This is a genomic window from Streptomyces sp. NPDC048496 (assembly GCF_043200055.1).
GTDB lineage: Bacteria > Actinomycetota > Actinomycetes > Streptomycetales > Streptomycetaceae > Streptomyces.
This window is the reverse complement of sequence record NZ_JBICXB010000013.1, coordinates 55838-81322: the sequence shown is the minus strand read 5'-3', so window position 1 is coordinate 81322 and position 25485 is coordinate 55838. Positions and strand designations below refer to the sequence as shown.

The 25485-nt window shown below is 70.8% G+C and carries 25 protein-coding genes; 16 read left to right on the top strand and 9 right to left on the bottom strand.

Features of this window, described 5'->3' with window-relative positions:
• Window positions 1-11 precede the first annotated feature (11 nt).
• Entirely contained in the window at window positions 12-1010 is a 999-nt protein-coding gene (locus tag ACGFSA_RS15715) for a DUF5937 family protein (protein ID WP_393304426.1), read from the top strand.
• Window positions 1011-1065: 55 nt separating this feature from the next.
• Here the strand turns inward: ACGFSA_RS15715 and ACGFSA_RS15710 are convergent, their stop codons facing one another.
• Window positions 1066-1359 carry an MTH1187 family thiamine-binding protein gene (locus ACGFSA_RS15710; protein WP_393304424.1) on the bottom strand — a complete coding sequence of 98 codons (294 nt, stop codon included), beginning with the start codon at window positions 1357-1359 and terminating at the stop codon, window positions 1066-1068.
• On the bottom strand, window positions 1356-1706 hold the full coding sequence (locus tag ACGFSA_RS15705; protein ID WP_266981381.1) for a DUF3817 domain-containing protein: 351 nt from the start codon (window positions 1704-1706) through the stop codon (window positions 1356-1358). Before ACGFSA_RS15705 ends, ACGFSA_RS15710 begins: the two co-directional genes overlap by 4 nt.
• 211 nt (window positions 1707-1917) lie before the next feature.
• On the opposite strand from ACGFSA_RS15705, the gene ACGFSA_RS15700 reads away from it, so the two are divergent.
• The 4 genes from ACGFSA_RS15700 to ACGFSA_RS15685 all read left to right on the top strand — a co-directional run bounded on the left by ACGFSA_RS15700 (window position 1918) and on the right by ACGFSA_RS15685 (window position 4591).
• Window positions 1918-2550, top strand: coding sequence for an AIM24 family protein (locus tag ACGFSA_RS15700; protein ID WP_393304525.1), 633 nt, complete (start codon window positions 1918-1920; stop codon window positions 2548-2550).
• The gene (locus tag ACGFSA_RS15695) at window positions 2550-3200 is read left to right on the top strand and encodes an AIM24 family protein (protein WP_359538055.1); all 651 of its coding nucleotides are present in this window, start codon (window positions 2550-2552) and stop codon (window positions 3198-3200) included. Before ACGFSA_RS15700 ends, ACGFSA_RS15695 begins: the two co-directional genes overlap by 1 nt.
• Window positions 3197-3964: an AIM24 family protein gene (locus ACGFSA_RS15690; RefSeq protein WP_327244299.1), complete on the top strand. Its 768-nt coding sequence runs from the start codon at window positions 3197-3199 to the stop codon at window positions 3962-3964. Before ACGFSA_RS15695 ends, ACGFSA_RS15690 begins: the two co-directional genes overlap by 4 nt.
• 150 nt (window positions 3965-4114) lie before the next feature.
• Entirely contained in the window at window positions 4115-4591 is a 477-nt protein-coding gene (locus ACGFSA_RS15685; protein ID WP_037689349.1) for a MarR family transcriptional regulator, read from the top strand.
• Here the strand turns inward: ACGFSA_RS15685 and ACGFSA_RS15680 are convergent.
• From ACGFSA_RS15680 to ACGFSA_RS15665, 4 genes are all read right to left on the bottom strand, one after another.
• Window positions 4497-5372 (bottom strand): PQQ-binding-like beta-propeller repeat protein, encoded by an 876-nt coding sequence (locus tag ACGFSA_RS15680; protein ID WP_393304523.1) that lies wholly within the window; start codon window positions 5370-5372, stop codon window positions 4497-4499. The two genes, ACGFSA_RS15685 and ACGFSA_RS15680, sit on opposite strands and share 95 nt — an antisense overlap.
• A gap of 122 nt (window positions 5373-5494) precedes the next feature.
• On the bottom strand, window positions 5495-6277 hold the full coding sequence (locus tag ACGFSA_RS15675; RefSeq protein WP_393304521.1) for a protein kinase: 783 nt from the start codon (window positions 6275-6277) through the stop codon (window positions 5495-5497).
• A gap of 433 nt (window positions 6278-6710) precedes the next feature.
• Window positions 6711-7670, bottom strand: a complete 960-nt coding sequence (gene meaB, locus ACGFSA_RS15670; protein ID WP_393304420.1) for a methylmalonyl Co-A mutase-associated GTPase MeaB — start codon at window positions 7668-7670, stop codon at window positions 6711-6713.
• Between the two features lie 41 nt (window positions 7671-7711).
• Window positions 7712-8914, bottom strand: coding sequence for an acetyl-CoA C-acetyltransferase (locus ACGFSA_RS15665; RefSeq protein WP_393304418.1), 1203 nt, complete (start codon window positions 8912-8914; stop codon window positions 7712-7714).
• Between the two features lie 136 nt (window positions 8915-9050).
• Between ACGFSA_RS15665 and mce the strand changes: the two genes are divergently transcribed.
• The 7 genes from mce to ACGFSA_RS15630 all read left to right on the top strand — a co-directional run bounded on the left by mce (window position 9051) and on the right by ACGFSA_RS15630 (window position 18810).
• Window positions 9051-9479: a methylmalonyl-CoA epimerase gene (mce, locus tag ACGFSA_RS15660; RefSeq protein ID WP_366133419.1), complete on the top strand. Its 429-nt coding sequence runs from the start codon at window positions 9051-9053 to the stop codon at window positions 9477-9479.
• A gap of 165 nt (window positions 9480-9644) precedes the next feature.
• Window positions 9645-13472: a polarized growth protein Scy gene (gene scy / locus ACGFSA_RS15655; protein ID WP_393304415.1), complete on the top strand. Its 3828-nt coding sequence runs from the start codon at window positions 9645-9647 to the stop codon at window positions 13470-13472.
• 185 nt (window positions 13473-13657) lie between these two features.
• Window positions 13658-14596, top strand: coding sequence for a cellulose-binding protein (locus ACGFSA_RS15650; RefSeq protein ID WP_345510284.1), 939 nt, complete (start codon window positions 13658-13660; stop codon window positions 14594-14596).
• 86 nt (window positions 14597-14682) lie between these two features.
• Window positions 14683-15696, top strand: coding sequence for an ABC transporter ATP-binding protein (locus tag ACGFSA_RS15645; protein WP_393304412.1), 1014 nt, complete (start codon window positions 14683-14685; stop codon window positions 15694-15696).
• 5 nt (window positions 15697-15701) lie between these two features.
• Window positions 15702-16481: an ABC transporter permease subunit gene (locus tag ACGFSA_RS15640; RefSeq protein ID WP_393304410.1), complete on the top strand. Its 780-nt coding sequence runs from the start codon at window positions 15702-15704 to the stop codon at window positions 16479-16481.
• 308 nt (window positions 16482-16789) lie between these two features.
• Window positions 16790-17938: an ABC transporter ATP-binding protein gene (locus tag ACGFSA_RS15635; RefSeq protein ID WP_393304408.1), complete on the top strand. Its 1149-nt coding sequence runs from the start codon at window positions 16790-16792 to the stop codon at window positions 17936-17938.
• Complete coding sequence (locus ACGFSA_RS15630) at window positions 17935-18810, top strand: ABC transporter permease subunit (RefSeq protein WP_393304406.1); 876 nt, start codon at window positions 17935-17937, stop codon at window positions 18808-18810. Before ACGFSA_RS15635 ends, ACGFSA_RS15630 begins: the two co-directional genes overlap by 4 nt.
• Before the next feature lie 15 nt (window positions 18811-18825).
• Here ACGFSA_RS15630 and ACGFSA_RS15625 read toward each other — a convergent pair whose 3' ends face one another.
• The gene (locus ACGFSA_RS15625; protein WP_393304404.1) at window positions 18826-19155 is read right to left on the bottom strand and encodes an ATP/GTP-binding protein; all 330 of its coding nucleotides are present in this window, start codon (window positions 19153-19155) and stop codon (window positions 18826-18828) included.
• 197 nt (window positions 19156-19352) lie between these two features.
• Here ACGFSA_RS15625 and ACGFSA_RS15620 point away from each other — a divergent pair, with 197 nt between their 5' ends.
• Window positions 19353-20405, top strand: coding sequence for an LLM class flavin-dependent oxidoreductase (locus ACGFSA_RS15620; RefSeq protein ID WP_393304402.1), 1053 nt, complete (start codon window positions 19353-19355; stop codon window positions 20403-20405).
• A 77-nt stretch (window positions 20406-20482) separates the two neighbouring features.
• Here ACGFSA_RS15620 and ACGFSA_RS15615 read toward each other — a convergent pair whose 3' ends face one another.
• Window positions 20483-20875, bottom strand: coding sequence for an SCO5389 family protein (locus tag ACGFSA_RS15615; protein WP_358857428.1), 393 nt, complete (start codon window positions 20873-20875; stop codon window positions 20483-20485).
• A 159-nt stretch (window positions 20876-21034) separates the two neighbouring features.
• Between ACGFSA_RS15615 and ACGFSA_RS15610 the strand changes: the two genes are divergently transcribed.
• From ACGFSA_RS15610 to nucS, 3 genes are all read left to right on the top strand, one after another.
• Window positions 21035-21346, top strand: a complete 312-nt coding sequence (locus ACGFSA_RS15610; RefSeq protein ID WP_393304399.1) for a recombinase family protein — start codon at window positions 21035-21037, stop codon at window positions 21344-21346.
• A 553-nt stretch (window positions 21347-21899) separates the two neighbouring features.
• Window positions 21900-22184 (top strand): GntR family transcriptional regulator, encoded by a 285-nt coding sequence (locus ACGFSA_RS15605; RefSeq protein WP_393304397.1) that lies wholly within the window; start codon window positions 21900-21902, stop codon window positions 22182-22184.
• A 31-nt stretch (window positions 22185-22215) separates the two neighbouring features.
• Window positions 22216-22887, top strand: coding sequence for an endonuclease NucS (gene nucS, locus ACGFSA_RS15600; protein WP_393304395.1), 672 nt, complete (start codon window positions 22216-22218; stop codon window positions 22885-22887).
• 76 nt (window positions 22888-22963) lie between these two features.
• Here nucS and ACGFSA_RS15595 read toward each other — a convergent pair whose 3' ends face one another.
• Window positions 22964-25438, bottom strand: a complete 2475-nt coding sequence (locus ACGFSA_RS15595) for an ATP-binding protein (RefSeq protein ID WP_393304393.1) — start codon at window positions 25436-25438, stop codon at window positions 22964-22966.
• Between the last annotated feature and the right edge of the window lie 47 nt (window positions 25439-25485).

Below are 25485 nucleotides of genomic sequence, written 5' to 3'. Positions count from 1 at the left end.
GAGGTGCGCCGATGCCGTTCCATCTGCATTTCGACGAGAGCGATCTGCTGCGCTGCAGGTTCGCCCTCTCCCCGCTCTGGGAGACGCAACAGGCGGTCCGCACCCTCCTGCGCCCCGGGCGGCACGGATACCACGAGCCGTGGCTGCGGCGCATCCGGAGCGCCGCCGCGGGGCTGGACCTCGGGCCGCTGTGGTCGCTGATGCCGGAGAGCGGGCACAATCCGGACTTTCTTTCCCCGCCACCGCTCGGGCCCTACGCCTCGTTCGAGGAGGAGATCGCCGGGGTACGCGCCATCGGCCCCGAGCTCGTCCGTGAGGATCTGGCGCTGACGCTCGCGTGTGTGCCGGGGGCGCTGGACTCCCCCGCCGGACGGGCGATGCTCGGCGACCCCGCCCGCGCGCAGCGGGAGCTGTCCGCGCTTCTGGAACAGGCGTGGCGGGTCCTGGTCGAGCCGGACTGGCCGCGGCTGCGCGCGTTGCTGGAGGCGGACATCGCGTACCACTCGCGCCGGCTCGCCGCGGTCGGCTTCGCGCGGCTGCTCGGTGAGTTGAGTCCCCAGCTGAGCTGGGCGGACTCGACGCTCACGCTCGTCGGGATGCGGGGCCGGCACTCCCGGGTGCTCGGTGGGCAGGGCCTCGTCCTGATGCCGAGCGTCTTCGCCTGGCCGGATGTGGTCAGCGGGTACGAGCCGCCCTACCAGCCCGCGGTGATCTATCCGGCGCGCGGGATCGGTGGTCTGTGGACGGAACCCGCCGACCGTACGCCGCAGACGCTCGCGCGGCTGCTCGGGCGGGCGCGGGCCGATGTCCTGTGCATGCTCGACGAACCGGCGGGAACGACCGCCCTCGCCCACCGGCTCGGCCTCGCGCCGTCCTCCGTGTCGGAACATCTGTCGGTGCTGCGGGCGGCGGGGCTGCTGACCTCGCGGCGGTACGGGCACCAGGTGCTGTACGAGCGGACGCCGCTCGGGATCGCGCTGGCGGTGGAGCCCGAAACGCACCCCGGGTGACAGAGACCCCCCTCGCCGTGCGGCGCGGGGGGTCTCCGGGTGGCGCGGAGAGGCGTCAGCCGGCGAGGTACCGCTCGACCGCCTCGACCTTGGAAGTCAGACCGTCGGTGACACCGGGCCGGATATCGGCCTTCAGTACGAGGGAGACCCGTCCGGCTCGGGCCTCGACGGCCGCGACGGCGCGCTTGACGACATCCATGACCTCATCCCACTCACCCTCGATGCAGGTGAACATGGCGTCCGTGCGGTTGGGCAGCCCCGACTCGCGGACGACCCGGACGGCGTCGGCGACGTACTCGCCGACGTCCTCGCCAACCCCCAGCGGGCTGACGGAGAAGGCGACGATCATGCGCTGACCACGCCTTCCCGGCGGGCGCGGGCGGCGATGACCCCGTCGGCCTCGTAGCGCTTGAGGATCTTGTCGCCGTACAGCCCGCCGAACGGCAGCAGCGCCAGCAGGAAGAAGAACGCGACGCGCTTGAACGGCCACTTGGTCTTGGACCAGACGTCGAGCAGCAGGACGGCGTAGATCACGAAGAGCACGCCGTGCAGGATGCCGAGCGGCATCATCAGGAAGTCGATGTCCGAGACACGGCTGAGGATCGAGCCAAAGATGATCAGCGCCGGGAAGGAGAGCGCCTCGGGGATCGAGATGAGGCGCAGCCGGTGCAGGGCGGTAGCGGTCTTGATGTCCACGAGGGCACCTTCGGTGGGAGGGTCGTCACAGCTTGTGAATACAGGCACAAGCGCGTCCCATTGTGGCATCGGCACCCACCGGGCCCGGGGGCGGGGGCCGGTTGACACTCCGGGGAACGTATCGGCGCATATCAGGGTCGGCTCAGGGTCCGGATAGGTCCACGGACCCTGTCGGGCTGGGCCCCCTCCCGCTACCGTCACCCGGGTGGCAATGTTCCGACTCCAAGGCAGCAAGACGCTCGCCGTCGATCTGACCGGCGACGCCGTCAAGGCGAAGAACGGCTCGATGGTCGCGTACGACGGCCGGATGGCGTTCAAGAAGATGACCGGCGGCGGTGAGGGCATCCGCGGCATGGTGACCCGTCGGCTGACCGGCGAGCAGATGACCGTGATGGAGGTGAGGGGGCAGGGCACCTGCTACTTCGCCGACCGCGCGAGCGAGATCAACCTCGTCTCGCTGCGCGGCGAGAAGCTCTACGTGGAGGCGAGCAACCTGCTCTGCACCGATGCCGGGCTGCACACCGGCACCACCTTCACCGGGCTGCGCGGCGGGGCGACCGGCAACGGCCTGTTCACCACCACCGTCGAGGGCACCGGCCAGGCGGCGATCATGTCGGACGGTTCGGCCGTGGTGCTGCGGGTGACCGCCCAGTACCCGTTGTTCGTCGACCCCGGCGCGTACATCGCCCACCAGGGCAATCTGCAGCAGCACTTCCAGTCCGGGGTCAACTTCCGGACGCTGATGGGCGAGGGCTCGGGCGAGTCGTTCCAGATCAGATTCGAGGGCGAGGGACTCGTCTACGTGCAGCCGAGCGAGCGGAACACCATCGGGGGCGATGTCTGATGCCGTTCCGTGAGATCAACTCGAAGATGGTCGAGGCGACGGTGATCCCCGGCCAGAAGATGTTCAGCCAGCGCGGCGCGATGCTCGCGTACCGCGGCGAGGTGTCGTTCACCCCGAACATCCAGGGCGGCCAGGGCGGCGTGATGTCGATGATCGGCCGCCGGATGGCCAATGAGGCGACGCCGCTGATGACCGTCGAAGGCAGCGGCACGGTGATGTTCGGCCACGGCGGCCACCACATCCAGGTCATCAACCTGGCCGGCGACACCCTCTACGTGGAGGCCGACCGGCTGCTCGCCTTCGACGGGACGCTGCAGCAGGGCACGATGTTCATGGGGTCACAGGGCGGGGTCATGGGGATGGTGCGCGGCCAGGTGACCGGGCAGGGCCTGTTCACCACGACGCTGAAGGGGCATGGCGCGGTCGCGGTGATGGCTCACGGCGGGGTGATCGAGCTGCCCATCACGCCGGGCCGGGAGGTGCACGTGGACCCGCAGGCCTATGTCGCCCACCACGGCGACGTACGCAACAAGCTCTCCACCGCGCTCGGCTGGCGCGACATGGTGGGGCGCGGCTCCGGCGAGGCGTTCCAGCTGGAACTGAGCGGCAGTGGCGCGGTGTACGTCCAGGCGTCGGAGGAGAAGCTGTGAGCACGCCCGTGATCTTTGACCCGATGACGCTGCCGTCGGACGACAACGTCAATGCGTACACCTTCTGTGTGGAGCTCAAGGGGAGCCAGTGGTTCCTGCAGAAGGGCAAGATGATCGCCTACTACGGGCGGATCGAGTTCAACGGCATCGGCCACGGGCGCTTCGAACGGCTGATCCGGACGAGCTTCCACTCGCCGCTCCACGCGAGCGACTGGGTGGTGGCCGAGGGCAGCGGCAAGATGCTGCTCGCCGACCGGGCCTTCGACGTCAACTCGTACGACCTGGACGACGGGAACCTGACGATCCGGTCCGGCAACCTCCTCGCGTACCAGCCGACGCTGGCGCTCAAGCAGTCGATCGTGCCGGGCTTCCTGACCCTGATCGGCACGGGCAAGTTCGTGGCCGCGTCCAACGGCCCGGTGGTCTTCATGGAACCGCCGCTGCGGGTCGATCCGCAGGCCCTGGTGGGCTGGGCGGACTGCCCCTCGCCGTGCCACCACTACGACCACGGCTATATGACGGGCGTGATGGGCGGTCTCAGGTCGCTGACCGGGATCGGCGGGACCTCGGGCGAGGAGCACCAGTTCGAGTTCGTCGGCGCGGGTACGGTGCTGCTCCAGTCGACCGAGGTCCTGATGGCGGAGCAGCCGACGGGGGCGACGCCGCAGCAGGCTGGGGTCCCGGGTGGCGGCGCGGGTCAACCTGGCGCCAACCCCCGTCTGCCCGGCCAGCTGGGGGACCTCCAGCGTCGCTTCGGTCTGTGAACGGTAGTCTGCGGAGTGTGCCGTCGAACGCCTGCGCCCAGCGCTGGCGCCGGCTCCGGAGCCGCTTCCGGAACCGGCGCCCCGGGCCGGTTCCGGGTGTTGCAGCAATTCACTTCGTCCGGCTTTCAACTTCTTAGGTAGAATCCACATATGGAAACCGAGACGGCCACCCGGTGGCTGAGCGACGCGGAGCAGTGCGCCTGGCGCACCCACCTGGACGTCAGCAGGCTGCTGATGCACCAGCTGGAGAAGGACCTCCAGCCGTTCGGCCTGACCAACAACGACTACGAGATCCTGGTGAACCTCTCGGAGTCGGAGGACCAGCGCATGCGGATGAGCGACCTGGCCGCGGCCACATTGCAGTCCAAGAGCAGGCTCTCGCACCAGATCACCCGTATGGAGACGGCGGGGCTGGTCCGCCGGGAGAACTGCGAATCCGACCGGCGCGGTCTGTACGCGGTGCTCACGGAGACGGGCGCGGAGACGATGCAGAAGGTCGCGCCGCACCATGTCGCATCGGTGCGCAAGCACTTCATGGACCTTTTGACGCCGGAGGCACTGGCGGACCTGCACGCGGCGCTGACGCCGGTCGCGGAGCACTTGCGAGGGCGGCGGGGCAAGCCGTAGCGCGCGTGTGCGGGCGATCTCGTCGCGCGAGCCGCGCTCCGGCACCCGGCGGGACAGGTCCTCCGACGCCGTGATCGCGGCCATCTCCGCCCGGATGCCCTCGCCGCGGCCGGGGGTGTTCGCGTCGTCGTCGCGGTTGTCGTCGCCGCCGTGGCGGTCGCCGCCTCTGTCGTCGTCGGTGCCGCCGCCGCTGCCGGAACTTCCCGGCGCCTGAGACGCGTTGGGCGTGCCCCGGTCCGTGGCGGTCCCCGAGACCGCCTCCAGGTCCTTGGACGCGGCGACCAGCCGCCCGCCCTCGTCGGTCACCTGGACGGGGTGCTCCTCCCCGTCGGGCAGGTCCAGCCGGCCGTACGGCACATCGAGGGCCAGCTGACCGGGTGTGTGCTCCGCCCGCGCGCTGCTGCCAGCGGGTTTCACCGGTGGCCGCGTCCACCCCGAGAAGCCGGTCACCGCTCGCCATGAACACCATGTCCCCGTACACGGTCGGACGGCTGGAGTCGGACGGCATGAAGAACTGTCCGGTGGGACTCACTCCGGCCCCGCCCCCCTGCTCCTGGGTGTCGAGTCTCCACAGCTTCCGGCCGTCCACCGCGGACAGGGCCTGATAGGCACCGGCGGTGTCGCGGCAGACCACGACCGTGCTGTTGGCCGTGCAGCCGAAGGGCCCGTTGCTGCCGGTCGAGGACTTCCAGGGCTTCCAGTCCTTCGGGCGGACCTCCCGGCCGTACGGAACGGTTCCGGAACCGTCCGGGCCGCCCTGGTCGTCCACCCCGGCGACCATCACTGTGTTCCGCGCCGGACTGCCGCCCGGGGATGCGGTGTTGTTGTCGCCGTCGCGGTCCCGAAGCGCCAGGAGTCCGCCGGTCGCCGCGCCCCCGATGACGAGCAGGGCCAGGGACGCCATCAGGGCGCGGCGGCTGCGTCGGGGTGGTTCCGGCCGGGCAAGGCCGGGCCCTGGGTCTCCACCAGGTGCAGACCCGGCGCGAAGTCGGTTCCCTGCGTGGGCAGCTGAGCAACGGGGGCGCGGCTGCCGGTGGCCGCCTCGGTCGGCGTGTAACCGGGCAGCAGCGGTCCGTCGAGGGCGCGGACCCGGGCCAGTTCCCTGCCGTACTCGGCGATGTGCTGCCGCACCGGCTCGGGCCACTGCTGCGCTGCGCCGGGGGCGAGCCGCTCGGCGAGTCCGGCGGCGGTGGGGCGGTCGGCGGGGTCGGCGGCCAGGCAGTCGGCGAGTACGGCGCGCAGCGCGTCCGGTACGCCTTCGAGATCGGCCTCGACGTACTTGACCCGGTAGAGCACGGCGGCGACCGGCCCGTCGCCGAAGGGATCGCGGCCGGTGGCGGCGAAGCAGAGCACGGAAGCGAGACAGAAGACGTCGGAGGCGAAGGTGACGCGCCCGCTGCCCGCCACGTGTTCCGGGGACATGAAGGAGGGGCTGCCGACCATTCGGCCGGTGGTGGTCAGCGGGGTGGCGTTGCCGTCCCGCGCGATCCCGAAGTCGATGACCCGCGGACCGTCCTCGGCGAGCATCACATTGCCGGGCTTCACATCCCGGTGCACGACCCCGGCCGCATGGACGGCCGCGAGCGCGCGGGCGAGCCCGGCGCCGAGCATCCGCACCTCGCCCTCGTCCATCGCACCGGCCCGGCGGACAGGGTCGGCCCGGCCACGTATCCGGTGGCCAGCCAGGGCACTTCGGAGTCCGCGTCCCCGTCGAGCGGCGGGGCGAGGAAGGGGCTGGTGACGGAGCGGGCGACCGCGATCCCGCGGCGGAAACGGTGCCGGAAGCCGGGGTCCTGCGCCACATCGCGGCGCACCGTCTTGAGGGCGACGGGATCCCCGCCGTCGCCCGGGTCTCCGAGGAAGACCTCCCCCATGCCGCCCGCGCCGAGCCGGGCCCGTATCCCGTACGGTCCGATCCGTCTGGGCGAGTCCTCACGCAGCGGCCCCAGCATGTGTCGCTTCCCCCCGGTGTGCATGACACGTGTGGTACGTCATCCTGCCATGCGCCGGTCACGGCCCGCCTAGGACTGCGGTGCGGACGACTCACCCGAACGGCTGACGAGGGCGAGCGGGCGTGGGGCGGCCCGCATGCCGCCCCTCGCCCCTCGGTGCCTGCCTGTCAGGACTCGCTCGTGATCCCCGCCACCAGTTCGTCCGCTGCCGCGTACGGGTCCAGACGGCCCGCCACGATGCGTTCGGCGAGCGCGCCGATGTGGCGGTCGCCGTGCAGATCACCGATGCGCTCACGCAGCCGCGTGACGGCGATCGTCTCGACCTCGCGGGCCGCGCGGGCCATGCGCCGCTCGGCGAGCACTCCGTGCTCCTCCATCCACGCCCGGTGCTTCTCCAGGGCCTCGACGACCTCGTCGATACCCTCGCCCCGGGCGGCGACCGTCTTCACGATCGGCGGCCGCCAGTCGCCGGGGCCGCGGGACTCCCCGAGACCCAGCATGTGGTTGAGCTCGCGGGCGGTGGCGTCCGCGCCGTCCCGGTCGGCCTTGTTGACGACGTACACGTCGCCGATCTCCAGGATTCCGGCCTTCGCCGCCTGGATGCCGTCGCCCATGCCGGGCGCGAGGAGCACCACCGAGGTGTCGGCCTGGGAGGCGATCTCCACCTCCGACTGGCCGACCCCGACCGTCTCCACCAGGATCACGTCGCAGCCCGCCGCGTCCAGCACCCGGATCGCCTGCGGCGCCGCCCAGGCGAGGCCGCCCAGGTGGCCGCGGGTGGCCATGGAGCGGATGTAGACGCCGGGGTCGGAGGCGTGCTCCGACATCCGGACCCGGTCGCCGAGGAGCGCGCCGCCGGAGAACGGCGACGACGGGTCGACGGCGAGGACGCCGACCCGCTTTCCGGCCCGCCGGTACGCCGAGACGAGCCTCGAGGTCGAGGTCGACTTGCCGACACCCGGTGAACCGGTGAGCCCGACGACATACGCGTTCCCGGCCAGTGGCGCGAGGGCCGCCATCACCTCGCGCAGCTGCGGCGACGCCCCCTCCACGAGGGAGATGAGCCGGGCCACGGCTCGCGGCCGGCCTTCACGGGCCTGCTCGACCAGGGTGGGGACGTCCACCATCACCGCTCCGTTCGGTTCGCTCTGTGCGTACGTGACGAGGACTACTTGCCGGGGACGCGGATGATCAGCGCGTCGCCCTGACCGCCGCCACCGCACAGCGCCGCCGCACCCGTGCCGCCGCCGCGCCGCTTCAGCTCCAGCGCCAGGTGCAGCACCACGCGGGCGCCGGACATCCCGATCGGGTGGCCGAGCGCGATGGCGCCGCCGTTGACGTTCACCTTTTCCGGGGAGACGCCGAGGTCCTTCATCGACTGGAGGGCGACGGCCGCGAACGCCTCGTTGATCTCGATGAGGTCGAGGTCGTCGACGCTCAGCCCGTCCTTCTTCAGCGCGTGCTTGATCGCGTTGGACGGCTGCGACTGGAGCGAGTTGTCCGGGCCCGCCACGTTGCCGTGGGCGCCGATCTCGGCGATCCAGTCCAGGCCCAGCTCCTCGGCCTTGGCCTTGCTCATCACGACGACCGCGGCGGCGCCGTCGGAGATCTGCGAGGCGGTGCCCGCGGTGATCGTGCCGTCCTTGGCGAAAGCGGGCCGGAGCTTGCCGAGGGCCTCGACGGTCGTCTCGGCACGGATGCCCTCGTCCTTGGAGAAGAGGATCGGGTCGCCCTTGCGCTGCGGGATCTCGACCGGGGTGATCTCGGCCTCGAAGAGACCGTTCTTCTGGGCGGCGGCGGCGCGCTGGTGGGACAGGGCGCCGATCTCGTCCTGGTCGGCGCGGCTCAGACCGAGGCGGGTGTTGTGCTTCTCGGTGGACTCGCCCATCGGGATGTTCTCGTAGGCGTCGGTCAGACCGTCGTACGCCATCGAGTCGAGCATCTCGATCGCGCCGTACTTGTAGCCCTCGCGGGACTTCGGGAGCAGGTGCGGGGCGTTGGTCATGGACTCCTGGCCGCCGGCGACGACGACGTCGAATTCACCCGCGCGGATCAGCTGGTCGGCCAGGGCGATCGCGTCGAGGCCGGAGAGGCAGACCTTGTTGACGGTGAGCGCGGGAACGCTCATCGGGATACCGGCCTTGACCGCGGCCTGGCGTGCCGGGATCTGTCCCGCCCCGGCCTGGAGCACCTGGCCCATGATCACGTACTCGACCTGGTCGCCGCCGATACCGGCCCGGTCCAGCGCGGCCTTGATGGCGAAGCCGCCGAGATCGGCTCCGGAGAAGCTCTTCAGGGAGCCGAGGAGACGGCCCATGGGCGTACGGGCGCCCGCGACGATCACTGAGGTGGTACCGGTCGTTCCAGACATGAGGCACGGCCCCTTGGATTAGATGTGAACGAGGGTTTACTCGAATGTACTGAGCGGTGACGCCGCCCGTCATCCAGCAGCGGGTGTGATCGCGCGCACGTTGCGTAACCATCGGTGGAGCGCTCCACTGTTGTCCATGCTGACGCGAATCGACCACATCGGAATCGCCTGTTTCGACCTCGACAAAACCGTCGAGTTCTACCGGGCGACCTACGGCTTCGAAGTCTTCCACTCCGAGGTCAACGAGGAGCAGGGCGTACGCGAGGCCATGCTCAAGATCAACGAGACCTCGGACGGCGGTGCCTCGTACCTCCAGCTCCTGGAACCCACCCGCGAGGACTCGGCCGTCGGAAAATGGCTGGCCAAGAACGGCGAGGGGGTCCATCACATCGCCTTCGGCACCGCAGACGTCGACGAGGACGCCGCGGACATCCGTTCCAAGGGGGTCAGGGTGCTGTACGACGAGCCCAGGACCGGGTCGATGGGGTCGCGGATCACCTTCCTGCACCCCAAGGACTGCCACGGCGTTCTCACCGAACTGGTCACGTCCGCAGCGGAGCACTGACCTCCGGATACCCGGCCCGGTAGAGTGGGCGGTTCCGGGCCGGGGCCGGGTCGGGGCCGCGCCGCGTCCCCAGCCGTTGATCTGTCACCATTCCCCGGGGGACCGTTCGCCGGCGAGCGGTACTCATTTGGAGAGTTGCGACCAGGGGACGGATGGGACCGCGCAGTGCGGGGCTACGAACGCCAGGAGAGCCACCGAGCTGAAGACGACCATCTCTCGCGGTTCGAAGCCGAGATGGACCGGCTGAGGACCGACCGGGAGAAGGCCGTCCAGCACGCCGAGGACCTCGGTTACCAGGTCGAGGTCTTGCGCGCCAAGCTGCACGAGGCTCGGCGCAATCTCGCGACCCGTCCCGCATACGACAGCGCGGACATCGGTTACCAGGCCGAACAGCTGCTCCGTAATGCCCAGATCCAGGCCGAACAGCTGCGCACCGACGCCGAGCGCGAACTCCGTGACGCCCGGGCGCAGACGCAGCGGATCCTGCAGGAGCACGCCGAGCACCAGGCACGGCTGCAGGCCGAGCTGCACAACGAGGCCGTGCAGCGACGGCAGCGCCTCGACCAGGAGCTGGCGGAGCGCCGCCAGACCGTCGAGTCGCATGTCAACGAGAACGTCGCCTGGGCCGAACAGCTCCGGGCCAGAACCGAGTCCCAGGCCCGCCGGCTGCTCGACGAGTCCCGGGCCGAGGCCGAGCAGTCCCTGACGGCCGCCCGCGCCGAGGCCGCCCGGCTCGCCGACGAGACCCGGCACCGGCTCGGCTCCGAGGCGGAGTCCGCCCGATCCGAGGCCGAGGCGATCCTGCTGCGCGCCCGCAAGGACGCCGAGCGGCTGCTGGGCGCCGCCTCCAGCCAGGCGCAGGAGGCCACCAGCCACGCCGAACAGCTGCGTACGTCGACGACCGCGGAGACCGAGCAGACCCGGCAGCAGACCGCCGAGCTGAACCGGGCCGCCGAGCAGCGCATGCAGGAGGCCGAGACGCAGCTGCGCGAGGCCCGCCTGGAGGCGGAGAAGGTCCTCGCCGAGGCGAAGGACGCCGCGGTCAAGCGGTTGGCCGGCGCCGAGTCGCAGAACGAGCAGCGCACCCGTACGGCCAAGTCGGAGATCGCCCGGCTGGTCGGCGAGGCCACGAAGGGCGCCGAGGCACTGAAGGCGGAAGCCGAGCAGGCGCTCGCCGACGCCCGCGCCGAGGCGGACCGGATCAAGTCCGAGGCGACCGAGAAGGCCCGCACGGCGGCGGTCGAGGACACCGCGGCCCAGCTCGCCAAGGCGGCCAGGACCGCCGAGGAGGTGCTGACCAAGGCGTCCGAGGACGCACGGTCGACCACGAAGGCGGCGAGCGAGGAGGCCGACCGGATCCGCCGCGAGGCGGAGGCCGAGGCGGACCGGCTGCGCGGCGAGGCTGCCGAACAGGCCGACCAGCTCAAGGGCGCGGCCAAGGACGACACCGAGGAGTACCGGGCCAGGACCGTCGAGCTGCAGGAGGAGGCCCGCAGGCTGCGCGGCGAGGCCGAGCAGCTGCGCTCCGAGGCGGTCGCCGAGGGCGAGCGGATCAGGGGCGAGGCCCGCCGCGAGGCCGTCCAGCAGATCGAGGAGGGCGCGAAGACCGCCGAGGAGCTGCTGTCCAAGGCGAAGGCGGACGCCGAGGAACTGCGGACCGCCGCGGGCACCGAGAGCGACCGGGTCCGTACCGAGGCCGTCGAGCGCGCCACGGCCCTGCGCACCCAGGCCGAGGAAGCGCTGGAGCGGGCCCGTGCCGAGGCCGACCGGCTGCGTACGGAGTCCGAGGAGCAGGCGGAGTCCACCACGGCCGCGGCCGAGCAGGCGGCGGCCGGGCTCCGGGAGGAGACCGAGCGTACGGTCGCCGCCCGGCAGGCCGAGGCCGCCGACGAGCTGTCCCGGCTGCACACCGAGGCCGAGACCCGGGGCGCCGCCGCCGAGCAGACGCTGGCGGACGCGCGCGGCGAGGCGGAGCGGATCCGCCGCGAGACGAACGAGGAGTCCGAGCGACTGCGCGCGGAGGCCGCCGAGCGGCTGCGCGCCCTGCAGACACAGGCGGAGACCGAGGCCGAGCGGCTGCGCGACGAGGCCGCGGCGGATGCGTCGAAGTCGCGTGCCGAGGGCGAGTCCGTCGCCGTACGGTTGCGCAGCGAGGCGGCCGCCGAGGCGGAGCGGCTCAAGTCCGAGGCCCAGGACAGTGCCGACCGGGTACGGGCCGAGGCCGCGGCCGCCGCCGAACGCGTGGGCACCGAGGCCGCCGAGGCGCTGGCCGCCGCCCAGGAGGAGGCGAACCGGCGCCGCCGCGAGGCGGAGGAGACCCTCGACGCGGCGCGCACCGAGGCGAACCAGGAGCGCGAGCGCGCCCGCGAGCAGAGCGAGGAGCTGCTCGCCTCCGCCCGCAAGCGGGTCGAGGAGGCGCAGGCCGAGGCGCACCGCCTGGTCGAGGAGGCGGACGCGCGGGCGACCGAGATGGTCTCCGCGGCCGAGCAGACCGCCCAGCAGGTACGGGACTCGGTCTCCGGGCTCCAGGAGCAGGCCGAGGCGGAGATCGCAGGGCTGCGTTCCACCGCCGAGCACGTGGCGGAGCGGACGAGGGCCGAGGCGCAGGAGGAGGCGGACCGGGTCCGCGCCGATGCGTACGCGGAGCGGGAGCGGGCGAGCGAGGACGCGAGCCGGATCCGCCGGGAGGCGCAGGAGGAGTCCGAGGCCGCCAAGGCGATGGCCGAACGGACCGTCAGCGACGCGATCACCGAGTCGGAGCGGCTGCGCTCGGACACCGCGGAGTACAGCCAGCGGATGCGTACCGAGGCTTCGGACGCGCTGGCCTCGGCCGAGCAGGATGCCTCCCGCAGTCGTGCGGAGGCCCGCGAGGACGCCAACCGGATGCGTTCGGACGCCGCGGCGCAGGTCGACCGGCTCGTCGGCGAGGCAACGGGCGAGAGCGAGCGGATCCGTACCGAGGCGACAGAGCAGGCGACGACCCTCGTCAGCGACGCCACGGCCCGGGCCGACCGGCTCCTCGGCGAGACGACCGACGAGGCGGAGCGGCTGCGCGCGGAGGCGGCGGCCACTGTCGCCTCGGCGCAGGAGCACGCGGCACGCACCCGTGAGGACTCGGAGCGGGTGCGCACCGACGCGGAAGCGGCGGCCGAGCAGCTGCGCGGCGAGGCCCGCGCGGAGGCGGACCGGTTGCTCGACGAGGCGCGCGAGGCGGCGGCGAAGCGTCGTGCGGACGCCGCCGAGCAGGCCGACCAGCTCATGAACAAGGCTCAGGAGGAGGCGCTGCGCGCCGCCACCGAGGCCGAGGAGCAGGCCGACACGATGGTCGGCGCGGCCCGCAAGGAGGCCGTGCGGATCACCTCCGAGGCGACCGTCGAGGGCAACACCCTGGTGGAGCGGGCGCGTGCGGACGCGGACGAATTGTTGGTCGGCGCGCGGCGGGACTCCACGGCCATTCGGGAGCGGGCGGAGGAGCTCCGGGCGCGTCTGGAGACCGAGATCGAGGAGCTGCACGACCGGGCCCGGCGGGAGACCTCCGAGCAGATGAAGACGGCGGGCGAGCGCGTCGACAAGCTGATGAAGGCGGCGACCGAGCAGCGCGAGGAGGCCGCGGCGAAGGCGAAGGAGTTGCTGGCGGACGCGAATTCGGAGGCGAGCAAGGTCCGGATCGCCGCGGTGAAGCGGGCCGAGTCGCTGCTGAAGGAGGCCGAGCAGAAGAAGGCCAGCATGGTCCGCGAGGCCGAGAAGCTGCGGGGCGACGCCGAGCAGGAGGCGAAGCGGACGGTCGACGAGGGGCGGCGCGAGCTCGACATCTTGGTGCGCCGGCGCAAAGACATCAACACGGAGATCTCCCGCGTCCAGGACGTACTGGAGGCGTTGGAGTCCTTCGAGGCACCGTCGGGCGGCGGAAAGGGTGCGGGTGGCGGGTCCACCGGCGTCAAAGCCGGAGCCTCGGCAGGCACTCGATCGAGTGGCAAGTCGTCCGAGGGGTAGTCGGCCGACCATGTCACGTGCTTCGACAAGAACGTTCAACCCTCCGAGTGGCAAGGGTTCCGGGGGTCAGCCACCCAAAAGGGGTGTCATTCTCCAGATCAAACGGGCATCCACTCGATGACACGCCGCCCGGGCCCCTAGGATTCCCTCTATCACCTCACCGGTCTTACTTCGACAGGAACCCCATGAGTGACCCTTCCTCCCCCTTCGGCTTCGAGCTCGTACGGCGTGGTTACGACCGCGGTCAGGTGGATGACCGCATTACCAAGCTCGTCGCCGACCGTGACAGTGCTCTGACCCGCATCACGTCCCTGGAGAAGCGCATCGAGGAGCTCCACCTCGAAACGCAGAACGCCCAGGCCCAGGTGAACGACGCAGAGCCGTCGTACGCGGGTCTCGGTGCGCGTGTGGAGAAGATTCTCCGCCTCGCCGAGGAGGAGGCGAAGGACCTGCGCGAGGAGGCCCGTCGCGCCGCCGAGCAGCACCGCGAGCTCGCCGAGTCGGCCGCCCAGCAGGTGCGCAACGACGCCGAGTCGTTCGCCGCCGAGCGCAAGGCGAAGGCCGAGGACGAGGGCGTCCGCATCGTCGAGAAGTCCAAGGGTGAGGCCAACGCGCTGCGTACCGAGGCCCAGAAGGACGCGGCGCAGAAGCGCGAGGAGGCCGACGCCCTCTTCGAGGAGACCCGCGCCAAGGCCGCCCAGGCCGCCGCGGACTTCGAGACCAACCTGGCCAAGCGCCGCGACCAGTCGGAGCGCGACCTCGCGTCCCGTCAGGCCAAGGCCGAGAAGCGTCTCGCCGAGATCGAGCACCGCGCCGAGCAGCTCCGTCTGGAGGCCGAGAAGCTCCGTACGGACGCCGAGCGCCGGGCGCGTCAGACCGTGGAGACCGCGCAGCGCCAGTCCGAGGACATCGTGGCCGACGCGAACGCCAAGGCCGACCGGATCCGCAGCGAATCGGAGCGCGAGCTGGCGGCGCTCACCAACCGCCGCGACTCCATCAACGCGCAGCTGACCAACGTCCGCGAGATGCTGGCGACGCTGACCGGTGCCGCGGTGGCCGCCGCGGGTTCGCCGGTGGACGACGAGCCCGTCACCCGTGGTGTCCCGGCTCAGCAGACCCGCTGACGCCGCGGTACCTCAGCTGTACCCTTCGCGCGCCCGGTTCCACCGTTGTGGTGGCGCCGGGCGCGCGGCCGTTCTAGCGTGAACGCATGATCGAGCTTGATGGCCTCACCAAGCGCTTCGGCAACAAGGTTGCCGTCAACCACCTTTCATTCCAGGTCAGACCTGGAATGGTGACGGGTTTTCTGGGACCGAACGGGGCGGGCAAGTCCACCACGATGCGGATGATGCTCGATCTCGACAACCCGACCAGCGGATCGGTGCGGATCGACGGCAGGCACTACCGTGAGCTGTCGGAACCCCTGAAGCACATCGGTGCGCTGCTCGACGCCAAGTCGATGCACGGAGGACGCAGCGCGTACAACAATCTGCTCTGTCTCGCGCAGAGCAATCGCATCCCGGAGAGCCGCGTCCCGGAAGTCCTCGACACCGTCGGCCTGAGCGCGGTGGCGAAGAAGAAGTCCAAGTCGTTCTCCCTCGGAATGGGCCAGCGGCTCGGAATCGCGGCCGCGCTGCTCGGCGATCCCGAGATCCTGATGTTCGACGAACCCGTCAACGGTCTGGACCCCGAGGGAATTCACTGGATCCGCAATCTGATGAAGGCACTCGCGGCGGAAGGCCGGACGATCTTCGTCTCCTCGCATCTGATGAGCGAAATGGCACTCACCGCGGACCATTTGATCGTCATCGGCCAGGGCCGGCTGCTCGCCGACACCTCGATGGCCGACTTCATCCACCAGAACTCGCGCAGTTACGTACGGATGCGCTCCCCGCAGCAGGAACGGCTGCGCGATGTGCTGCACGAGGCGGGCATCGTCGCGGTCGAATCGGGGAGCGGCGTGCTGGAGATCGACGGCGCCACCAGCGAACAGCTCGGCGAGCTGGCCGCGCAGCACCAGATCGTGCTGCATGAGCTGAGCGCCCAGCGGGCCTCGCTGGAGGAGGCGTTCATGCAGATGACGGCGGACTCCGTGGAGTACCACGCCCATGCGGACCACGCCGGGTGGCCGCCACCGCCCGCGGGCCCCCAGTGGGGCGAGCAGTGGAACCAGCAGCGCGACAGCTTCACCTCCGGCACCTCCGGCCCCGGAAAGGGGGCGTGACGACGATGGCATCGGTACCCGCGGTCCTGACCTCCGAGTGGACCAAGATCCGTACGGTCTCCTCCACCACCTGGACCCTGATCTCCGCGTTCGCTGTCACCGTGGCGATGAGCGCGGCACTCTGCGCACTGATGAACTCCCAGTTCGACGAACTCCCCGCGTTGGAGCAGGCCACCTTCGACCCGACCTACCTCAGTTTCTCCGGGATGATCCTCGGTCAGCTCGCGATGGTCGTCTTCGGTGTCCTGGTGGTCAGCACGGAGTACAGCTCGGGCATGATCCGTACCTCGCTGTCCGCCGTGCCGCAGCGTGGTTCGTTCCTCTTCAGCAAGATCCTGGTCGCCGGTGTGCTGTCGCTGGTGGTCGGGCTGACCACCAGCTTCGTCACGTTCTTCCTCGGCCAGGCCCTACTCGGCGACCATCGCACGGACATCGGTGCGGACAATGTCCTGCGTGCGGTCTTCGGCGGCGGCGTCTACATGGGGCTGATCGCGATCTTCTCCATGGGTGTGGCGACGATGCTGCGCAGCTCGATGCTGTCGCTCGGCATCCTGATGCCGTTCTTCTTCCTCGTCTCGTCCATCCTGTCGGCGGTCCCGGGCGCCAAGAACGTGGCCCGCTACTTCCCCGACCAGGCGGGCTCCAAGATCATGCAGGTGGTTCCGGCCGCCATGAACAGCGAGCCGGCGCCGTACGGGCCGTGGGGCGGGCTCGGCATTCTGACCGCATGGGTGGCGGCCGCGCTGATCGGCGGGTACCTCGTGCTCAAGAAGCGGGACGCGTAGCCGGCAGGTCCGACTCGGACTCGGCCAGTACCGGGTCGACGTCCTCCCAGCCCTCCCACGGCCACAAGGCGGGCATCGATCCCGGCCTGCGCGAGGAGGGACGGGTGCTCCCGCAGACCGACTTCCTGCCGTACCTCGACGCCTCCGGCGACCTGCGATTTTACGACGACCTGCCGCCTCTCGGCGACTCGCTCCCCTGAACGGCTTGGCCGGAACCGTCAAAGCCTGGATATCCTCCTAACTCTTACGGGGGGCGTGCGGCCTGACGGCCTGGGCCCCGACGACAGATAAGTCGATGGGGCTGGAGCATGATCGAGGCAGTCGGCCTGACGAAGCGCTACGGCGCGAAGACAGCCGTGTACAACCTTTCCTTCCAGGTGCGGCCCGGCGCCGTCACCGGATTCCTCGGTCCCAACGGGTCGGGCAAGTCGACCACGATGCGCATGATGCTCGGCCTGGACCGGCCGACGTCCGGCCATGTGACGATCGGCGGGCATCCCTTCCGCAGCCTGCCGAACGCGCCGCGCCAGGTGGGTGCGCTGCTGGACGCCAAGGCGGTGCACGGAGGCCGCAGCGCCCGTAACCACCTGCTCTCGCTGGCGCAGCTCTCGGGTATCCCGGCCGCCCGGGTCGACGAGGTGCTCGGCGTCGTGGGCCTGCAGGACGTCGCCAGGAAGCGGTCCAAGGGCTTCTCGCTCGGCATGGGGCAGCGGCTCGGGATCGCGGCGGCGCTGCTGGGCGACCCGCAGGTGCTGCTCTTCGACGAGCCCGTCAACGGTCTCGACCCGGAGGGCATTCTCTGGGTCCGCAACCTGATGCGCTTGCTGGCGTCCGAGGGCCGTACGGTCTTCGTTTCCAGCCATCTCATGAGCGAGATGGCGCTCACCGCCGATCATCTGATCGTGATCGGGCGCGGGCAACTGCTCGCCGATATGAGCGTCAAGGACTTCATCTCCGCCAACTCGGCCGATTTCGCACGGGTACGGGTCCCGGATACGCAGCCCGAGCAGCGGGAGAAGCTGACCGCCGCGCTCACCGAGGCGGGCGGCCAGGTGATGCCCGAGCCGGGTGGGGCCCTGCGGGTCACCGGGCTGCAGCTGCCGCGGATCAGCGACCTGGCGCACGGGGCGGATGTGCGGCTGTGGGAGCTGTCACCGCACCAGGCCTCGCTGGAGGAGGCGTACATGCGGATGACACAGGGCGCCGTGGACTACCGCTCGACGGTGGACCAGAAGGCCGGGCTGCAGCAGCCCGTGCCGGGCGGCGGATACGCACCGCCGCTGCCGACCGTCCCTGAGGTGCCGCAGCAGGGCTGGTACGCCCCGCCGCCGCCCGGACAGAACCCGTACACGGCGCCCCCCGTGGCCGCCCCGGCCGTGCCCACGACCGCACCCGCCGCGCCCGCGGCCGGCCCCGCAGACCTGACCAAGAGCGACACCAGCGAGGACGCCCGATGACAACGCCGCCGACCCCGCAGGCGCCGTACCAGCAGCAGGCGCACCAGCACCCGCAGCAGAACTGGGCGCCCGCGCCCACCGATCTGTACACCTCGCCGATCCCGCAGCGCCGCGCCACCCTCGCCGACGCGCTCGCCTCCGAGTGGACCAAGATCCGCTCCGTGCGCTCCACGATGTGGACGCTCGGCATCATGATCGTGCTGCTGCTCGGCATCGGACTGCTGTCGGCTGTCGCCGTCAACATGTCCGGCCCCGAGCTCGGCTCCACCAAGGTGCTCAGCCTCGGCTTCTTCGGGGTACTCCTCGGTTCGATCTGTGTGATCACGCTCGGCGTGATGACCATCGCCACCGAGTACGGCACCGGCATGGTCCGTACGACGCTGACGGCCTGCCCCAGCCGCGCCCGGGTGCTGAGCGCGAAGGCGATCGTCTTCTTCCTGCTCACCTTCACCATCACGACCGTGATGACCACGCTCGTCGCCGCGCTGCAGACGGCCATGCTGGACGGCGGTAAGGCCAGCGGTGACGACTGGCTGCGCGCCACGGTCGGCGTCGGTCTCTACATCGCGACCCTGGGACTGCTGTCGCTCGCGGTCGGCGCCCTCATCCGGCACTCCGCCGGCGCGATCACGATCATGATCGCGGTGGTACTGCTGCCGCTGGTGCTGGCCATGTTCATGTTCGCGCCGTCGCTCGCCAGGGTGCAGCAGGCCCTCTTCGAGTACTCGATCCCCAGCCAGCTCGGCGGGCTGTACGACGCCTCGGTCTCCGCGTCGGGGCCGACCGGCTGGGAGCCGCTGTGGATCATGCTGGGCGTCACGGCCGTCGCCATGGCCGGCGCCTATGTGTCGCTGCACCGGCGCGACGTCTGACCGGTCACCGGCCTCTCAGTAGCGCGGCGCGTTCCTGGACCGCTGCACCCTTGTGGTGCGGCGGTCCTTCGCGTTCCAGCACGCCTTGTGCCAGTGCCTGCGGTCGTCGATCCCGCCGTACTCGGACCAGGCGACGAGGTGCGGTACGCCGGACGGGATCTCCTGGTCGCAGCCGGGGCAGCGGTACCGCTTGCCCGCCGCGCTCGCGCCGCTCACCGGGCGCACCGACCACTGCTCGCCCTGCCACTCCTCGGCGCGCCCGCCCCCGCCGTAGCGCTCCCCCGACAGACTCGCGCTGCCGGTGGGACTCTCGCCGCCTCGGGGACGGTTACGGCGCGGGGACACGTGACACCTCACGGGGCAGGCTGGGCAGTTCCTGTCAAGCGTAGGGCCATTCGGCCGGGCAGGCGTCCGGTACGGCCCGGGACAGGACGGGTTACCGGAAAATCGCAACAATTTCGTCGCGGACCGTGCCTTTGGCACGTGTCAGGCGTTGTTGCCAGTAGGGGGGAGCCGCGTCGGCCACAAGGAGGTAATTGGCGATGCGCGTGGGAACGTTCGTACTGGCAGCCCAGTTTCCGGGGCAGGGACCGGGAGAAGCGCTGCATCGCGCGATCCGGTCCGCCGAGGTCGCGGAGGAATCCGGGCTCGATTCGGTCTGGCTGGCAGAACATCATTTCGTGCCGTACGGGGTCTGCCCCTCCGCCGTCACGCTGGCCGCGCTGCTGCTCGGCCGCACCCGCAGGATCCGGGTCGGTACGGCGGTCAGCGTGCTGCCGAACCAGCATCCGGTGGCGCTCGGTGAACAGGCCGCGCTGCTCCAACTCACCAGCGGGGGCAGGTTCTCCCTCGGCGTGGGACGGGGCGGGCCCTGGGTGGACCTGGAGGTGTTCGGAGGGGGCCTGGAGGCGTACGAGAAGGGCTTCCCGGAGTCGTTGGACCTGCTGCTCGACTGGCTGCGCAAACCTCGCGTGGCGGGTAACGGGGAGCGATTCGGCTTCCGTGAGGTCGCGGTGGTTCCCCGGGCCGACGAGCTGCTCGACGAGAACGACGGGAATGGCCCGCAAGGGCCGGGCGGCCCCGAGGTGATCGTCGCGTGCACGTCGCCGAAGAGCGTGAAACTCGCCGCCGAGAACGGCCTGCCGATGCTCCTCGGAATGCACTGCGGCGACGAGGAGAAGGCCGAGATGGTCGCCCTGTGGGGTTCCACCGCGCTCGCCGCGGGCCGGTCGCCCGAGAGTATCCGGGAAGCGGGCCATGTCTCCGCGGGCGTCGCCCAGATCGCGGACCGGTCCGCGGAGGCCGTGGAGACACTCGTGAAGGCGATGCCGGGGTGGCTGCGACAGGGACTGGACGCCCATGTGACGGTCGACGGCAGACACCGCGTGATGCGCGACCCGGTCGCCTATACGGAGTTGCTCTGCGGCCTTCATCCGGTTGGCCCGCCCCGGCTCGCCGCCGACCGGCTCGCCGCGACCGCCGAGCGGACAGGCATCACCAGGTTCGCGCTCCTGGTGGAGGGTTCGGGAGATCTGGCGGCCACGGAGGAGAACGTAGCGCGGCTGGGCACCGAGGTGCTGCCACTACTGACATGAACACCCGTAGGAGTACGAGGAGCTGCCGCCCCGGAGCCAGTTGCACCTCCTGCGGCCCGGAGCGGCAGCAGAAGCGTTCAGCAGTCCCGTAGTTCGGGCGACTGGTTGAGCAATTGACCCCTCACCGAAGTGAATCGGGCCAGCCGCTCGTCGACCGAGGCGTCCAGCGGGAACACCGCGACGCGGTGGCAGTTCTGGAATGCCAGGCGCACCCCGAAGTGCCGCTGCAGCGCACCGCGTATCGCATCACTCGCGAGCGCACGCAGCAGCTGACCACGTGCCTGCTCGTCCGGCGGAGGCGTCTGGTTGTCGGCGAAATCTCCGCCGTCGACCTTCAGCTGGGCCACCAGAGAGCTGATCATCTCCCATGCGTAGGGCAGGGAGGTCCGGACGCAGTCGACGAAGTCGGCTTCGTCGACCTCGCCTCGCTCGGCCTGTTCCAACAGCGCCGGTGAGACGTCGAGCGACATGGGTTCTCCTCTCGCGACCCCGGCGGACGGCCGGGGCCTTACGGGCAGGGAAGAAGGACGGCGACGCAGCGTACACGTACGGCGACCTCATGCTTCCACGGTAAGGGCGCAGTCCGGGCCGCACCAGGAGATTGGGAACACAACCGGCCAATAACGAAGGTGCGCAAAGAGGGGCAAGCCCGAGGTCCTGAAGCGCTGTGGTGGGCGGTGGCGGTGGGGCGGCGGAGGGAAAATCGCGCCGGGCACCCGTCGTCGTCGGCGCTAGAGCGTCAAGGGCTCGAACTCTCGGAAGCCATCGTCAAGGGCAGTCACACGGTCGCGGGGTGGGTGGAGGACGCGACCGTGTCCGGGGCCGTGAACCTGGATCAGCGGCCGTCGCTCGGGAAGTGGTTGCGGGCGCCTTTGGTTCATGAGTGGGACGCTCTCATGGTGACCACGCAGGACCGGATTAGCCGGGACGACATGCACTGATGGCCCCACCGGCTGGGGAACCGGTGGGGCCGTGCCGACACGCTAGGCGAGATTCTCGCCGTCTCTAACGTGCCGGGGCTTTTCCGCCCGCTCCTCTTCAGTCTCCGGGCGGATGCTTTCCTCGCGGTGCGTACGGCGCCATTCAGCGGTCATGGTGATGGGCATAGCGGGCGTTGGGGTACTCAGCATTAGCGGTCACCCTTCCGGGCACGTGGTGTGCCGGTAGACAACAAGCGGCGAGCCCGACGGCCTTTCGAGGCCTCCCCGTTTCACTGGCTCCAGGCGCTTAATCGACTTGAGGCAGGCTGAACATGTCGCGCCCTTAGGCGCGTAGGTGGCGTACTCCCATTGGTTGGCGGACGTCGTGTCGAGCGTTGTCCGATCCCGGTAGTCTTCCAACTGTCTGTGCTCCTATCAGCGTCGACCGGCCCCGGGGCGTTACAGCGCCGCCGGGGCACCCTTTGCGGGTAGTCGCATCGTATCGACTTGTATCGCTACGTAGCTATACGTAGCTGCAGATGCCGACACGTAGCCCGACGCCTAGCGTCAAGGCATGGGCATTGATCCGGATGCAGAGATTGACCAGGGGGCACCGCTCACGCCGTACCGGCAGCTGGCGGAGATCATTAAGGCCCGCATCGAACGGGGCGACTGGGCCCCGGGGCGGGCCATTGCTAGCGAGACTCAGCTAGTGCAGCAATACGGCCTGGCGCGCACCACGGTCCGCCGGGCAATCGCCGTCCTGGTGGAAGAGGGCCGGGTGTTCACCGTGCCCCAGAGGGGGACGTTCGTATCCCAGGGTGGGGAGTCGGCCCCGGCCGACCGAGACGGGGCCTAGCGGGGCCCGTGCGCCCCGTAGGCTGACCCCCATGCGTCTCGTCATCGCTCGTTGCACCGTGGACTACGTCGGCCGACTGTCCGCCCACCTGCCCTCCGCTAAGCGTTTGGTCATCTTGAAGACCGACGGGAGCGTCTCCATCCATGCCGACGACAGGGCGTACAAACCCCTCAACTGGATGTCACCGCCCTGCACCCTGAAGGAGGGTGCCGACGGCACCGAAGGCGTCTGGACCGTGGTGAACAAAGCGGGCGAAAAACTGATCATCACGATGGAGGAGATCCTTCACGACTCCTCGCACGAACTGGGCGTCGATCCGGGCCTCATCAAGGACGGCGTGGAAGCGCACCTGCAGGAACTCCTCGCCGACCGGATCGAGATCCTCGGCGAGGGCTACACCCTGATCCGCCGCGAATACCCCACCGCCATCGGCCCGGTCGACATCCTGTGCCGGGACGCGGACGGGAAGACCGTGGCCGTGGAGCTGAAGCGCCGGGGTGACATCGACGGCGTGGAGCAGCTGACCCGCTATCTGGAGCTGCTCAACCGCGATCCCCACCTCGCCCCGGTGAAGGGCATCTTTGCGGCGCAGGAAATCAAGCCGCAGGCCCGGGTGCTGGCGACGGACCGCGGAATCGGCTGCGTGGTGCTCGACTACGACGCCATGCGCGGCATCGAGGACGACAAGCTCCGCCTGTTCTGACCACGACCTCCGCGCCACGGAAGGACCCGGACCCGCGCTGTGCGGTCCGGGGCCTTCCTCGTGCGCGGACGTGCGCTCAGGCCACGTCCGGTTCCGGAGAGCTGCCGGACGCGCTCGCCGTCGTGGACGGGCCGCTCGCCGAGTCGGAGGTGCCCGGGGATGTCGTGTCTGTCGGGGTCTCGGTCGGGGGGGTGGGGGAGTCGGTCGTCTCCGTCTCCGTCGGGGTCGGAGTGGCCGTCTTGGTCGGCGTCTTCGTGGGTGTCCCGGTCGGCGACGTGGTGGGCGTGCCCGGGGAGCTGGGCCTCCCGCTCGTCGGCCGGCCCGAACTCGGGCTGTCGCTCGGCCCGCTCGACTCGGAGGACGGTGCACCGCTGCCGCTCGGGGTGACCTGGCTGCCGGACGGTCCCGGCGCCCGGGGCGAGCCGCTCGACGAGACCCCGCCCGGTGTCGAGGCGTTCGTCGGCTCGTCGGCCGGGAGCCCGTTCTCGCTGTCGTCCGCGCCCGCCGACTGCTCGGTCGAGACGCTTCCGCCGTCCCGGGCGTCGCTGCTGGGCATCATGCCGAGCGTCACCACGGTGCCGAGCACCGCGGCCAGCACGACGCCCGCGCCCGCCGCGACCAGATTGCGCCGGGCGCCGCCCAGCACCGCCTTGCGGCCGCCGAATCCATCGGTGCCGGGTACCGGGACGGCCCGGGGTATCAGCGCGGTGACGTCCTCGGACATCCGCGACAGCACCATCGGCCCGGCCACGGGTATGCCGCCGGACGGTGACGCCGATTCGCCGTACCGCGCGGCCGGCACCTCCTCGCCCGCCGGTGTGCGGCCGCCGGGCAACGTGCCGGAGCGGTCCGCGACCAGGGCGAGTGCCCGGCGTCCGGCCACCGCTCCGGACTTGTCGGCGAGCGCACCGCGCATGCTGATCGAGGTCTCCAGTTCGGCCCTGGCCCGGTCCGGATTCCCGTTGCAGAGCGCGAGGACGCCCAACTCGTGATGGAAGTAGGCCTCCTCCGCGACCTCACCGGCGATCCTGGCGGCCTCCTGGCCCAGCCGCAGGGTCTTCTCCCAGCCGCTCCAGTGCAGCCCGGCCGCGAAGGCGGGGGCGGCACTGCGGGCCAGCAGCACGGCGGCGCTGGCCTGTCCGGCCCCGTCGCCGGGGACCAGCCGGGTCATGGCCGCGACGATCGCGTCGGCCTCGGCGACAGCGCGGGCGGCGGTGACCGAGGGGTGCCCGGCCCACCAGGCATAGTGCTGGGCGGCGGTGCGGGCCCGGTCGTCCGCGTCCTCGCCGTATCCGGCAGCCTCCAGCTGGGCGACGACTCCGGGTGCCAGCCGGTAGCGGGAACCGGCCGGGGAGAGCAGTCCGCAGCCGGCCAGCTCACCGAGCGCGGCATCGGCGTGGGTGTCCCCCACGAGCGCCGGCAGATGCGCCTGGTGCGGCACCTCGCCGCCGAGCGCGACCGCGAAGTGCAGGGTGTCGCGTGCCGGGCCGCTCAGCCGGGAGGCGAGCAGTGCGGCGGGTGCCGCGCCCTCGCCGAGGCTGGGCAGCTGTACGTCCAGCCCATCGGCGCCCTTCGCGAAGACGTCGTCGACGGGCCGGTCCTCGACGTAGCCCTGCTCGTCGTAGGCGGTCGGGTCGGTGCGCAGCATGTCGCGCTGGCGCAGCAGGGCGCCCGCCTGGACGAAGCGCAGCGGCAGCCCCTCGGACTCGAACCAGAGGTCACCCGCCCAGTTCGCCTCGTCGTCGGTGAGCGGCCGCTCGACGACGTGTTCCAGCAGCGCGACGGAGGCACTGCGGCCCAGTCCTGCGAGGAAGACCTCTTCGACGTGCGCGTCGGCGGTGGGCGCCGGTACGTCGGGGGCCGTGGCGAGCAGGAAGGCGCACTCGGGCGTCGCGTCGAGCAGCTCGTCCAGCGCGGCCCCGCCGAACTCCAGGTCGTCGACGACGACGACGGCGCCGATGGACCGGAGCTCTTCGAGAAGTACGGCGCGGTCGGGGCGGAGCAGCGGTGCGTCGTAGACCGCCTCGAAGAGCCCGTACAGCAGGTCCGTGACAGTGCGCTTGAGGCCGGAGAGCCGGACGACTCCGTCCGGTGCGAGGTCCGCGCAGTCGGCGGCGACGGCGCTCAGCAGCGCCGTGCGGCCGGATCCGGCCGGCCCCGTGAGCCGTACCGAGCGGCCGCGCGCCAGCAGGCGCACCAGCCGCTCACACTCCTCCTGGCGCTCCAGGAGCGGAAGTTGGGGGGCTGGCAGACCCGGTGGTACGGGCGGTGCGGCGGCACGCTCGCGGTCGGTGCGCTCGGCGGCGTTGCGGCGCACCGGCACGGGGGGCTGCTGCCCCGGCGGGCGGAGCTCGACCTCGCTGCCGTCGACCGGGTTGACAGTGAGCAGGAGATCGCCGGAGACGACCTGCACGACACGCGCCTGCTGCATCGACTGCTGACCGAAATCGCTGGTCAGCGGCGCGCGGGGCTGCGTTCGCCGTCCGCTTTCCTCGCCGTGGCCGTCATTGTCCTGGCCGAAATCTTCCGGCCCCCGGTGTATCGGGTCCATCGCCAAAGTCCCCCAGACGCGTCGCGCGGTTGCCCCTCCCGGCCTCG